Source organism: Methylotenera sp., assembly GCF_030684185.1.
Classification (GTDB): Bacteria; Pseudomonadota; Gammaproteobacteria; order Burkholderiales; family Methylophilaceae; genus Methylotenera.
This window is the reverse complement of the sequence record NZ_JAUXOY010000028.1, coordinates 147,623-159,372: the sequence shown is the minus strand read 5'-3', so window position 1 is coordinate 159,372 and position 11,750 is coordinate 147,623. Positions and strand designations below refer to the sequence as shown.

At 43.4% G+C, this 11,750-nt stretch carries 13 protein-coding genes; 5 read left to right on the top strand and 8 right to left on the bottom strand.

The features are described 5' to 3' along the window. Positions 1 to 137 precede the first annotated feature (137 nt). From tadA to Q8J82_RS12015, 6 genes are all read right to left on the bottom strand, one after another. Positions 138 to 647 carry a tRNA adenosine(34) deaminase TadA gene (tadA, locus tag Q8J82_RS12040; RefSeq protein WP_305328391.1) on the bottom strand — a complete coding sequence of 170 codons (510 nt, stop codon included), beginning with the start codon at positions 645 to 647 and terminating at the stop codon, positions 138 to 140. Continuing rightward, on the bottom strand, positions 644 to 2,770 hold the full coding sequence (locus Q8J82_RS12035) for a DUF3488 and transglutaminase-like domain-containing protein (protein WP_305328390.1): 2,127 nt from the start codon (positions 2,768 to 2,770) through the stop codon (positions 644 to 646). Before Q8J82_RS12035 ends, tadA begins: the two co-directional genes overlap by 4 nt. Then, the gene (locus Q8J82_RS12030; protein ID WP_304890616.1) at positions 2,770 to 3,735 is read right to left on the bottom strand and encodes a DUF58 domain-containing protein; all 966 of its coding nucleotides are present in this window, start codon (positions 3,733 to 3,735) and stop codon (positions 2,770 to 2,772) included. Before Q8J82_RS12030 ends, Q8J82_RS12035 begins: the two co-directional genes overlap by 1 nt. A gap of 48 nt (positions 3,736 to 3,783) precedes the next feature. Further along, on the bottom strand, positions 3,784 to 4,692 hold the full coding sequence (locus Q8J82_RS12025) for a MoxR family ATPase (protein WP_305327090.1): 909 nt from the start codon (positions 4,690 to 4,692) through the stop codon (positions 3,784 to 3,786). Positions 4,693 to 4,743: 51 nt separating this feature from the next. After that, the gene (locus Q8J82_RS12020) at positions 4,744 to 5,199 is read right to left on the bottom strand and encodes a phosphate-starvation-inducible PsiE family protein (RefSeq protein WP_304890618.1); all 456 of its coding nucleotides are present in this window, start codon (positions 5,197 to 5,199) and stop codon (positions 4,744 to 4,746) included. 79 nt (positions 5,200 to 5,278) lie between these two features. Further along, positions 5,279 to 6,181: a LysR family transcriptional regulator gene (locus tag Q8J82_RS12015; RefSeq protein ID WP_305327089.1), complete on the bottom strand. Its 903-nt coding sequence runs from the start codon at positions 6,179 to 6,181 to the stop codon at positions 5,279 to 5,281. A gap of 288 nt (positions 6,182 to 6,469) precedes the next feature. Here Q8J82_RS12015 and Q8J82_RS12010 point away from each other — a divergent pair, with 288 nt between their 5' ends. The 5 genes from Q8J82_RS12010 (at position 6,470) to Q8J82_RS11990 (ending at position 10,148) form a co-directional block, all read left to right on the top strand. Continuing rightward, complete coding sequence (locus tag Q8J82_RS12010; protein WP_305328389.1) at positions 6,470 to 7,195, top strand: pirin family protein; 726 nt, start codon at positions 6,470 to 6,472, stop codon at positions 7,193 to 7,195. 107 nt (positions 7,196 to 7,302) lie between these two features. Beyond that, complete coding sequence (locus Q8J82_RS12005; protein WP_304909432.1) at positions 7,303 to 7,908, top strand: YceI family protein; 606 nt, start codon at positions 7,303 to 7,305, stop codon at positions 7,906 to 7,908. 56 nt (positions 7,909 to 7,964) lie between these two features. Next, complete coding sequence (locus Q8J82_RS12000; protein WP_305327086.1) at positions 7,965 to 9,044, top strand: alkene reductase; 1,080 nt, start codon at positions 7,965 to 7,967, stop codon at positions 9,042 to 9,044. A gap of 18 nt (positions 9,045 to 9,062) precedes the next feature. Continuing rightward, entirely contained in the window at positions 9,063 to 9,662 is a 600-nt protein-coding gene (locus Q8J82_RS11995) for a nitroreductase family protein (protein WP_305328388.1), read from the top strand. A gap of 114 nt (positions 9,663 to 9,776) precedes the next feature. Further along, entirely contained in the window at positions 9,777 to 10,148 is a 372-nt protein-coding gene (locus Q8J82_RS11990) for a co-chaperone YbbN (RefSeq protein ID WP_304908929.1), read from the top strand. 81 nt (positions 10,149 to 10,229) lie between these two features. Here the strand turns inward: Q8J82_RS11990 and Q8J82_RS11985 are convergent, their stop codons facing one another. After that, positions 10,230 to 10,604: a hypothetical protein gene (locus Q8J82_RS11985; protein ID WP_304890570.1), complete on the bottom strand. Its 375-nt coding sequence runs from the start codon at positions 10,602 to 10,604 to the stop codon at positions 10,230 to 10,232. Positions 10,605 to 10,649: 45 nt separating this feature from the next. After that, positions 10,650 to 11,750 (bottom strand): peptidoglycan DD-metalloendopeptidase family protein, encoded by a 1,101-nt coding sequence (locus Q8J82_RS11980; protein ID WP_305328387.1) that lies wholly within the window; start codon positions 11,748 to 11,750, stop codon positions 10,650 to 10,652.

Genomic DNA, 11,750 nt, shown 5'->3' with positions numbered 1-11,750 from the left:
CTTTGCAAAAGTATTTATTGCGGCAAATTACTGCGTTGCGCGGTACTCGCAACCTCGCTGTACACCGCGTACTATCTCGGTTTCTGTGTTCCGTGCGCCTTGTACTTTATCCACACTAAACACTTTTGCAAAGGTCTCTATTGGTAATCCGTCACTGTTTTTTTTCTACGTTGCTTAAAAAATGTAGATAATATCGCTCCGCACTGTTCGGCCAAGACGCCTCCGATCACTTCTGTATGATGGTTCAGTTTAGGTTCAGCCATTAAATTGACGACACTGCCACAAGCGCCAGTTTTAGGGTCGCCAGCACCGTATACAAGTTTTGCGATACGTGCATGCTGAACTGCGCCAGTACACATAGCACAAGGCTCCAGGGTAACGTATAGCGTGCAGTCCACTAAACGATAATTGCCCAGATGTTGCGCCGCATCACGCATCGCTGCGATTTCTGCATGTGCGGTAGGGTCATGCATGCCTATTGGAGAATTGCTGCCACGGCCGATAATGATGCCATCTTTTACTACAATCGCACCTACTGGCACTTCGCCAGCTAGTGCTGCAAGATCTGCTAATTGCAAAGCAAGCTGCATATAGTATTCATCTGCACTCTGGTTTTTTTCAGTGGAATTTGTTGGGTAATCGGTCATTTTAGCTTTAATTTTTTTACCAATTGTTTAAGCAAGTTAAGCTTATGGTTATTGTGCGCAGCAATTTTACAGTGCGCTGCAGTTTTGTTGGCGTTGATTATTTCATGCTTTGCATATTGTATTGATGAGTATAGCGCTGATATTTCCTGTATCTCAATTGATTGATCTGGCAGTGCTTTAGCCGCACGCTCGCCAAAACCAACAGCGCCTTCGTGGGCTAATTTATTCACACCCGCTTTAGATAGTTTTTTAAGAAACTGTTGGTATGCTTTTTTAACAGGGTCTAGTGCGGCGGCATTGTTACGCAATAAAAAGTAGCTCACCAAAAGCATCAGCGCAATCATGGTACTCACTAATATTAATCCTATGTCCTCCCAAGCGATGTCTTTGTGTAAGATTTTTTTGAGCAATGCGAGTTGTGTATTTTGGTCGTAGCCTAATACCCATTGATTCCAGCCGTTATTAACTGCATCCCAATTAAGAGTTAGCTTCTTTAGCATCGGATAATCCTGTCGCGAAAGCAGCGGTAATAAATCCGAGTCGAGTAATGCCGCAGCAATGCCGGATTCTATGCGGCTTGGCGATACCGCAGAGGTTGGGTCAACGCGCGTCCAGCCTTTGTCTTGCAGCCAGACTTCAGCCCATGCGTGCGCATCAGATTGGCGAACAATCAGATAATTACCACTCGGGTTGATTTCACCGCCCTGATACCCTGTAACGATTCGTGCGGGCACTCCTGCAGCACGCATCAGGTATACAAAACTGCTCGCGTAATGCTCACAAAAGCCACGTTTGGTATTGAATAAAAAGTCATCGACAGGCTCGCTACCAAGTAGTGGAGGTGAGAGCGTGTACACAAATGGTTGATTACGAAACATGCTGAGTGCAGCCTGAATAATATCTACAGGTGATTTTTGCTCGTTTACCCATTTTGTTGCTAATTGACGTGTTTTGGGGTTTTCATCATCAATCAGTTGTAATGCCAGAGTGCGTTCATAATCGCTTAATGTTGCACCTAATGTGTACTGTAAAAATGAGTGGCCTTCATAGCGGATTCGTGTGCGTATCGGCAGTTTAGAAAGCACCTGCATATCATGCTTGATAGCTGCTTCGTCTGGTAGTGAATCAGTTGACGGTACTTTAGGTAAATCAAGCATTAACAGCCAGTTACGGTTATGTGGTTCGAGTGTAATGGTGTAATCAGTGGCTACGCCAGCAGTTTCAAGCGTTTCTGTGGGCAGATTGATATTATTGCTAGTCATTGTCCAGCGACGTCCCTCTTGGTGCCACAGCACAGGTCCGCGCCAGTAAAGCTGATGGTTTGCTGGAATAGTTGATTTAAATTCAGCGCGAAAAGCCACTTTGCTTGATAAGCTAAGCTGATTGATATTGCCAGGCTCCATGCTGTCCGATAGCCCTGTCATGCCGCTGTAAGCATCTTGTGGAATGCCCCAGATAGGGCCAGGAATACGTGGAAAAAGGACAAACAATACCAACATGATAGGCAAAGCCTGTAATAGTAATTTTCCTGCAAGTTTTGCCTGAACCTTCCATGCTTGCGTATGATTTAATGCCTGCTTATTTTGAAGGCTTATGTTTTGATAACTGGCATTTTGATAACTGGCTTTTTGATTACTAGCTTTTTGATTACTGGCATTTTGATAACTGGCGCTGATTAGGCAAGCCGTAAGGCTAAATAAAGCTAACAATATGGCAAGGCATACCCAAATCGCCTGGGTGAATAGCAGGATATTCACTGTGAGAAAGTAACTTAAAATCACCATTACGATAAAGTCACGTTTCGTTCTGGTTTCTAATAACTTCATTGCAATCATCACTGCAAGTAATGCCACGCTGGCATCGCGGCCAAACAGAGAGCCATAACTGGCTAAAACAGCTACACCGCCTGCAATTGTTAAAGGTAGTCTCAACCAAAGCCTGGGGTATGGCCAATTATTTTTTTCAATTAAATACCGCCAAATTGCAAAGACGGCAAAACTGGCGGGTACCCAGTTGTTCAAATTAAATGCATAAAGTGTAAACGTGATGCTTAGCGATATCAGTAGCCAATAAATGGCTTGCTGACTAGGCTCTAGTTTATTTGGTATTTTTTGAGTAGCCATTACATTAGTGCCAGCGCAGTTAAGCATTGGTGATAGTGGCTGTCACCATTATTCGGTTGAATGTTTAGCTGTGGTAAACGTAAGCCATATTTTAAATTGAGCTTGTTAGCCTCTACCACCCAGCGTGTAAGTTGGCTGATGCGGAGCTCTACATTGTTACCCGTTGTTGCGTTAAAGTCTAACCATAAGGTTGAGCTTGCTTCACACTGAAATTGCTTGATAAGCAGGCCTTGCTCACGTGAAGAAGCTTTCCAGTCCACACGTTTTGGCGAATCACCAAACTGGTAATTGCGATGCCCGGCAAAATCATCATCTCCTTGTGTAGTGGATAACTGTCCTGTCGCGCCATCGGAGTCTATGCTCGGTAATGTTTGGCTGTGTAAGCTTGGAGTAGGGTAAATCAAGCACTGGCATTCAGTTTCTGCATACGCCCAGACATGAAAAAGAGATACTGGAAACTCTGTGGTAAACGTGATTTTTGGCGCTTTTAACCAGCCGCGTTTTTGACTATGTAAAGTTAATTTAAACGTGCTTTCACCCATTGCAGTAATATCCTGAACGTCAGGCTTGCCAGCTGTAAACGATGCAAAAATACTATAGCGTGCGCGATTATTTTCCTCATGCACGTTAATCTCAAAAACAGCATTTTCTCCTGCAAACACCGGCTTGGCACGACCAGCAGTGATTTTTAAATTCGCTAAATTTCGCCAGGTATGCAACATACTAATTGCGCCTACGCCGGCCAGTAAAAATGTCATGGCAAAGCCAAGGCTAATCGAATAGTTGATAGACCCGGTGAGTAGCGCTAAGAGTAACAACGCGAATAGCCAGCCAAAACGTGTGGGTAAAATATAAATATGTCTGCGGCTTAATCGTGTGGCAGAATTGATGGCGATGGCTGTCCGAAACCAAGTTTTAGGAGAAGTGATCTTGAATTTTCCGGGTATATTTAAACTGTTTGCCATGTTGAGTTAATGCTGATGAGTCAGGTAAGAGAAATTAACTTTCTGCTTTTAAACAGCGACAGCTTTTAACAATTGCGCGATATTATCTGCGTTACTTGTTAATGTGTTGTTGCTCACTAGCCTGTGACCGGCCACGCTTGGTAATATCGCTTGTATATCTTCCGGAATCACATGGTCGCGGCCTGCTAACATTGCCCAGGCTTGTGCGCATTGTTTTAAACTTAAGCCTGCGCGAGGTGAAAGCCCCGCATTGAAGTGTGCAGATTGCCGAGTGTGCTGCAATATGGCTTGTAAGTAATCAAGCAGTGCATCAGAAACATGCACTTCATGGCTCGCGGCTTGCAGTGCTTGCAATTGCTTGCTATCAATCACTGCACTCAGTTTTGCAAGCTGCTCGCGGCCGCCATTGCTTTGTAATAGCTTTCGCTCAGAAGCTGTATCAGGGTAATTTAAGGTAATTCTCATTAAAAATCGGTCTAGCTGCGACTCTGGTAACGCGAAAGTGCCAATTTGCGAACTTGGATTTTGTGTGGCGATAACAAAAAATGGCTGTGGAAGCGTGTAAGTTACAGCGTCAATAGTCACTTGCGCTTCTTCCATTACCTCAAGCAATGCGCTTTGGGTTTTTGGGGTAGCGCGATTAATTTCGTCTGCCAATAAAACATTTGTGAAAACAGGGCCTGGGTGGAATTTGAAATTTGCGGTATTTCTATCGTAAACAGAAACGCCAAGTACGTCAGCAGGTAATAGGTCACTAGTGAACTGCACACGTTGAAATTGCAAGCCCAGCACTTGCGCCAAAGTATGCGCCAAGGTGGTTTTGCCCATGCCAGGCAGATCTTCTATGAGCAAATGCCCTTTAGCCAGAATGCAGGCTAGTGCCAGCTTGATTTGTTGTTCTTTGCCTAAAATAACTTCATTGGTTTTAGCAATGATGGCATCTGTAACGTTTTTCATATTTTTTTATTGATGCGTTTGAATTTAAAAACATCATGATACAGATAAAGCTTATGCGGTTGGTTGTTTTTGAGCCCAGCGAATCAACACGTAAAGTAAGCCCATCATAAACGCACCGCCTATCCATATGCTAATTTCTTCGATGCTTGGGGTAACGTCTTGTACCGGCATTACAATCAGTTTACGCAAAAATAACACCAGCACGACTTCAATAAAAGTTTCGACCGCCAGTTTACTGCCATTTAGATAACGAATTTCAGCAGATATAAGCGCGGAAATCGACCACAGCAACATGAGCGTGCCAAGTGCGTGTAAAAAGCCATGCACAAGATTATGGGCGTAGGCCGCTTGCTGAACATCTTTAAAGAATAGCCAGGTAAACATGATGACAGAAGTCGCAAGTGCCAAACCAATTACGATGTGCGCAAAGCCATTTAGCCACAGCATGGCTTTTATCGCTATTCTGTTAATGGGTGCGAACTCTTCAGGGAGCTGATCTTGTGACATTGTTAAATGCCTTTAGGATTGAAAACTAGATTATAAGCGCATATACGTGGAAATTCATCCAGCGGTTGACGCGCGTAAATTACATCAATAGATCATCTAACGTGAGTTGCTTTAGCTTTTCAATTAACCATTGTTGTGCTTTACCGCCTTTGTTATGCCAGGCGAGATAGCTTGTGACTTTAGGTTTAGGTTCTGCTACTAATTTAATGACTAATTCGCCAGTAGCTGCATGTTTTTCTGCTAGTTTTTTTGGAAGATATCCCACACCTAATCCAGCTATCTGCGCTTGTAGTTTAGCAAGCATATCAGGCACCGCAAGCACTTCTTGTCCTGTCAATACGCCAGAGGTCTTAGGTTCAATATTCCGTGAGCTATCGGTCGCGGCAATTGCGCGATAATGCTTGATGTCAGCATTTTGCAATGGTTCATTGAGCTTGGCTAAAGGGTGGTTGGCCGCCATAGCGTAATGAAACTCCAATGTACCTATAGGCTTAGTAGAATAACTGCCGCCTTGAGGCCCTTCGTCTGGTGCGCCTATTGAAATGGCTGCCCGTCCAGAAAGCAGTGCATCCCAATTGCCACCGTAAACTTCACGTATAACTTTTAAACGGGTGCCAAAATTTTGTGTATAAAACTCGTCAATGACTTTATATAGTGCATCTAAAGTGAACAGCTCACTAATGGCAATCGTAAGTTCAGTTTCAACACCGCTGGCAATGAGTTTTACATGAGATTCTAGTTCGCTGGCTGCATTCAGTAAATAACGTCCTTCACGCAATAGTTCGGCGCCTGCTTCAGTGAGCTCTGCACGGTGACCACTACGGTTGAATAGTGCAACACCTAAATCTTGTTCCAGTTTACGAACCGTATAAGTAATGGCCGAAGGGACGCGAAATAATGATTCCGCTGCTGCGGCAAAACTACCCTTGCTGGCGATGGCGTCTAGCACCTCCAAGGAATCTAAAGAAATTTTTATACTCATGTTAACTATTATAGTAGTTGAATCTAATAGTTGAATAGTTAATTTTACATCAATAAATTTGAATGTTATGTGCAAAAAACATAGCTATTAGGCGTTTTATAACTCACATATAGTGTTGATTATAAATAAATTTTGACCATTTTTGGTGTCTTTTAGGGCTTTAAATGGTATTTATATGGTGTTTATTGGTATTAACTTCATCCTTAAGTAGTGAATTAAATAAACTGAACAAAAAAAATAACCATAAAATTTTAAGGGAATAGAATTGTGAAACCAAGTCGCAATAATATGAAAATAAGAAAGTCAGCAGATCGGGGATATGTTAACCATGGTTGGCTGGAGAGCTACCATTCATTTTCATTTACTGGCTATTATGACCCTGCATATATGGGCTATTCCGTATTGAGGGTGATTAATGAAGATGTGATTGATGCAGGCCAGGGCTTTGGCATGCATCCGCATAAGAATATGGAGATTATTACCTATATGCTTCAGGGCGAGCTGCATCATGAAGATAGTTTAGGTAATACCTCGGTAATTAAAGCAGGTGATGTGCAATGTATGACAGCGGGCACAGGCGTTGTACATAGTGAATTTAATGCTTCAAATACGCAGAAAACCCATTTGCTGCAAATCTGGATTTTCCCTGAGCGTAAATTATTAGATCCTGGTTATAGCGAGAGTCATTTTACGAGGGCACAAAAACAGGATTGCTGGTGTTTGATTGTTTCGCATGACGGCCGTGAGAACTCGCTAAAGATACATCAGGATGTTTCACTTTTTGCAACAATTTTGAGCGTGGACAATGCTTTGGATTATGCCTTACATCCAGATCGCAGTGTATATGTCCAAGTAGCTGCTGGTGAGGTGGAAGTATGCGGGCAGCATTTGCTAGCTGGCGATGCATTAATGGCTGACGGCGCCAAACCATTGACCATTAATGCTATTGTGCAGTCAGAACTACTTTTATTTGACCTTCCTTTACATGGGACTATTGATATTTTTCAACAATAAATAACTTTCAATAATTAATGAACATGCGGGTTTAATCGCTTGTCAATATAAGTTAGCATTGCCATGAGGCAGTGCTTGGATAACTTTCTAGCTAATTGAGGATTCGCATGAAAAATAGTTGTGTACAAATATCTATCTTAATCACTTCGGTATTGCTTTCAAGCCTAGCTATGGCTGCACCAGAGACCTACAAAATTGATAATGCCCACAGTTTTGCCAACTGGACCATACGTCATGTGGCATCTAAGACATCGGGTACATTCAGCGACGTAACTGGTAAGGTGTTAATAGACCAAGATAATTTAGCCAATTCTTCAGTTGAAGCTAAAATAAACGTACTAAGCATAAATACTAGTCACGCCAAGCGTGATGAACACATTAAAAAAGAAGATTATCTAGATGCTGTAAAATTTGGTGAAATGACGTTTGTAAGTACCAAAGTTACCGCTAAAAATTCTACTGAAGGTGTGTTGACTGGCAACTTTACCATGCACGGTGTCACTAAAGAAATATCATTCCCTTTCAAACTGCTAGGCTTTGGAACAGATCCATGGGGTGGTTATCGTACGGGTATAGAAGCGCACACTATGATTAAAGCTTCAGACTATGGGTTCGGCTGGGCGACTAAAGCGGGTGCGCCAGTGGGTGACGATATTGAAGTGACGCTATTGATAGAAGGCGTAAAGTTAGCCCCCGAGAAGGCTAGCAAGTAAGAGGCGTCCCCGCAATTACAATTTAAATATCCAGTTAATATTACTCAAGGAAAAATATGGCATTAGATTTATTCAGTCCGGTCAAATTAGGTTCAATGAGCCTTAATAATAGAATGGTGATGGCACCTCTAACCCGTAACAGGGCGGGCGAGGGCGGTGTGCCTCAGTCTGTAAATGTCACCTACTATGAACAACGCGCATCAGCGGGCTTGATTATTACGGAAGCAACGCCTATATCAGCGATGGCACACGGTTACCCAGCCTTGCCTGGAATTTATACCGATGCACAAGTGGCTGGTTGGAAAAAAGTCACTGATGCTGTGCATGCTAAAGGTGGCAAAATAGCATTGCAACTGTGGCATGTAGGCCGTATTTCGCATCCAAGTTTATTGCCAAGCGGGGCATTACCCGTTGCACCATCTGCCATCAAGCCGGCTGGTCAAGCTTTTACATATCAAGGTTTACAAGATTACGTCACGCCCCGCGCTTTAGAACTGGCTGAATTTCCAGATATTGTTGCAGACTACGTGCATGCTACAAAATGCGCACTTGCTGCGGGTTTTGATGGCGTAGAGATTCATGCGGCGAATGGTTATTTGCTGGACCAATTTTTACGTGAGGGTAGTAATAAGCGTACTGATAATTACGGTGGCAGTTTTGAAAATCGCGCGCGTTTGTTAATGGAGGTCACTAAGGCCGTAGTAGATGTTGCCGGCTCAGATAAAGTCGGGTTACGAATCTCACCTGTAAACCCGTTTAATGATATGAATGATAGCAACCCGCAGGCGCTGTTTGAGTATGTCGCGGATGCGCTCAATCAATTTAACCTCGCATATTTACATGTGGTAGAAGGCGGCATTCATGGTGGTGGTGAGGCTGCACCGTTTGATTTTGTGGCATTACGTAAGCACTTTAAAAATGCTTACATGGCGAATCTGGCCTATGACAAAGCGCGCGGCAATGCGGCAATAGCCAGTGGCCATGCGGATGTGGTTGCTTATGGCGTTCCATTTATCGCTAATCCTGATTTAGTAGAGCGTTATAGAACGAATGCGCCGCTTAATGAAGCTGATTCCAAAACTTTTTATGGAGGGTCTGAAAAGGGCTACACAGATTATCCATTTTTAACTGCTTAAATTTTGCGAGAAACCATTATGCATAAACCGGCCATCACCCAAGTCGCAATTAACGAAACCATCGCCAACCGCTGGAGCGGCCGCGCTTACGATGCCAGTAAGATAATTAGCCCTGAGCAGATTGTCGCATTGCTAGAAGCGGCGCGCTGGGCGCCATCTTGCTTTGGTGATCAACCGTGGCGATTTATTGTCTGGGATAAAAATGCAGATGCTAAAACTTGGCAACAGGCGTTTGACTGTTTAGCGCCAGGTAACCAAACTTGGGTAAAGGATGCGCCAGTGCTATTGCTGGTTTGCTCAGATACTTTGTTTAATCATAATCAGCAGCCAAATCGCTGGGCACAATATGATACAGGTGCCGCTGCGGAGAACTTGTGCCTGCAAGCAAGCAGCATGGGTTTGATGGCTCATCAAATGGGTGGTTTTAATGCAGATATTGCGCGTGAAAATTTCAATATTCCAGCCCAGTTCACGCCAATGGCGATGATTTGTGTGGGGTATCCTGAAGATATAGCCAGCCTGGAGGGCGAGGTGCTAACTCGCGAAACTGCTGATCGCTCCCGACGCCCGCTCAATGAATTGTTTTTTGCGGAGCACTGGGGTAAGTCTATCGATTGAAATTATTTGTGATGTCAATCTTGGCCTGCTTGCTTAACTAAAATGGCTACGTCTGATAAACTCTCGATAGTTATTAAAATTATCATGTTAACCCATTAAATTTAGGATTCAGTTATGGCAGTTGTCGCACTAAACAAAGCGAATTTCAAAGAAACAATCGAAAAAAACGATTTTGTCATCGTAGACTTTTGGGCACCTTGGTGTGATCCATGTGTTGCCTTCACGCCTACATTTGAGGCCGCGGCCGCAGCTAACCCGGATATTGTTTTCGGTATGGTCAACACTGAAACAGACCCTGAGATTAGTGATTACTTTGAAGTTAGCCAAATCCCTGGCATTTTGGTGATTCGTGAGCAGGCAGGCATTCATACGCAAATCGGTGAAATTGGCGGCCCTGCATTAGATGAAATTATCAAGTGGTCGCGTGAACGTGATATGTCGGCTGTGCGTGAGCACTATCAACAAGAGGCTAAGAAAGCTAACTGATTTTAGTTGATAATGTTATAAAATAAAATTTCAAAAAGCGGCTCATGGCCGCTTTTTTGTTGAAGCAAATAGAATAAAGTTTTAGAAAGAGCCCGTGGTAATTAGCCTGAACAAATAATAAGCACCTACAGCCATCATGACATACATGGGAATATCACCGCTTCTTTTTGTCTCGGATTTATTTTCAGAGCTCATCCAGCGGTTGAGTAACCAAAGTGCAAATATAATAACCGGGATAAACATCATGCTGGTGGTTGACTCAAACAGTTTTCCGAGGGCAGTTTTTAACCAGCCATCATCACGAAAAAACTCCATCGCGATTCCAACAATACCGACCAGCATTAAGCCCATACGTCCTACTGCCGCCAAAACGCCTAACTTGCCTTCAGGTTCGATATCTTTATTTTTCAGGTACTTGTTTGGGTCTACTTTGTTATTTGGTTTTGCTTTGGCCATATAGTAATCCTTGATTATTTAATGCCTGTAAATCTAAATGCCAGCTTAATTTGGGGTTAAATATTTGCCTGGATCCACAGATTTTCCCTGACGGCGAATCTCAAAATGTAACTTTACTTTATCGCTATCGGTGTTACCCATTTCGGCAATTTTTTGACCGCGACTGACTTGCTGGCCTTCTTTTGCCAGAATTAAACTATTGTGCGCATAAACAGATAGATAGGTAGCATTATGCTTAATAATGACTAACTTACCGTACCCGCGTAAATCTGAACCGCTATAAATGACCTTGCCAGCCGCAGTGGCAGTAATAGCTTGGCCGGTTATTCCAGCAATATCAATGCCTTTATTGCTGGCTTCATTAAAGTTTGCAATCACTTTACCTTTGGTTGGCCAAGCCCAGTCTATATTTTCAGCAGAATCGGTACTTGGTTTAGATTCTGCACTTGGTTTAGATTCAGTTTTTGGTTGAGGTTGTATATCATCGGCTGGTTTGCCGGTGCTGTCAGCATTGATTGTGACGATTGGTTTGGCAGTAGACGCTGCAATAGTTGGCTTTACAATTATAGTAGGTAAAGGCAGTGGTTTTTTCAGCGCGTCTTCACTATAAGGTTCACGTATCGCTTTAGGTTCAGAAATTGCTAAAACTGCTGGGGGGATTTCTACTGGGGTTTTAGCAGTAGTTGCAGAAGTAACGGTGCCCGTCGTAACCGCGCTTGTAGAAGTGGAGCTTGAATCGGCATTAATGGGTGTAATCACCACATCATCGCTAGTGGTTTGTGCTGGCTTGCTTTCCACCGTGACTGATTTATCTTTTAAGGCGCTAAATCTGAGTGTTTGTCCTACATTGATATTATAAGGCGCACCAATGTTATTAGCCTGCGCGATGTCTTTATAGTAATAACCATGCTCAAGACCGATGCTGTAAAGCGTATCACCTTTTTTTACTATATAGCTGTCAGGGCGCCAATCGCCAGCTTTATAGGTTGGTCTGTTTGCCGTGATGCTTTTTTGTGCACTAGGGGAGGCGGCGCTGCTGGGTTTGCTGGCAGGTAGGCGGTCAACAACAGGGGCAGGCGGATTGCTGCTGCAAGCTACAAGGCTAATTGCTAATAATAATGTAGTGAAATAAGCAGTATTACGCAT

What these genes read in the sequence shown, in the direction of transcription:
- tadA (WP_305328391.1), bottom strand. Translation starts at nt 647, where the DNA reads ATGACCGATTACCCAACAAATTCCACTGAAAAAAACCAGAGTGCAGAT.
- Q8J82_RS12035 (WP_305328390.1), bottom strand. Translation starts at nt 2,770, where the DNA reads ATGGCTACTCAAAAAATACCAAATAAACTAGAGCCTAGTCAGCAAGCC.
- Q8J82_RS12030 (WP_304890616.1), bottom strand. Translation starts at nt 3,735, where the DNA reads ATGGCAAACAGTTTAAATATACCCGGAAAATTCAAGATCACTTCTCCT.
- Q8J82_RS12025 (WP_305327090.1), bottom strand. Translation starts at nt 4,692, where the DNA reads ATGAAAAACGTTACAGATGCCATCATTGCTAAAACCAATGAAGTTATT.
- Q8J82_RS12020 (WP_304890618.1), bottom strand. Translation starts at nt 5,199, where the DNA reads ATGTCACAAGATCAGCTCCCTGAAGAGTTCGCACCCATTAACAGAATA.
- Q8J82_RS12015 (WP_305327089.1), bottom strand. Translation starts at nt 6,181, where the DNA reads ATGAGTATAAAAATTTCTTTAGATTCCTTGGAGGTGCTAGACGCCATC.
- Q8J82_RS12010 (WP_305328389.1), top strand. Translation starts at nt 6,470, where the DNA reads ATGAAAATAAGAAAGTCAGCAGATCGGGGATATGTTAACCATGGTTGG.
- Q8J82_RS12005 (WP_304909432.1), top strand. Translation starts at nt 7,303, where the DNA reads ATGAAAAATAGTTGTGTACAAATATCTATCTTAATCACTTCGGTATTG.
- Q8J82_RS12000 (WP_305327086.1), top strand. Translation starts at nt 7,965, where the DNA reads ATGGCATTAGATTTATTCAGTCCGGTCAAATTAGGTTCAATGAGCCTT.
- Q8J82_RS11995 (WP_305328388.1), top strand. Translation starts at nt 9,063, where the DNA reads ATGCATAAACCGGCCATCACCCAAGTCGCAATTAACGAAACCATCGCC.
- Q8J82_RS11990 (WP_304908929.1), top strand. Translation starts at nt 9,777, where the DNA reads ATGGCAGTTGTCGCACTAAACAAAGCGAATTTCAAAGAAACAATCGAA.
- Q8J82_RS11985 (WP_304890570.1), bottom strand. Translation starts at nt 10,604, where the DNA reads ATGGCCAAAGCAAAACCAAATAACAAAGTAGACCCAAACAAGTACCTG.
- Q8J82_RS11980 (WP_305328387.1), bottom strand. Translation starts at nt 11,750, where the DNA reads ATGCGTAATACTGCTTATTTCACTACATTATTATTAGCAATTAGCCTT.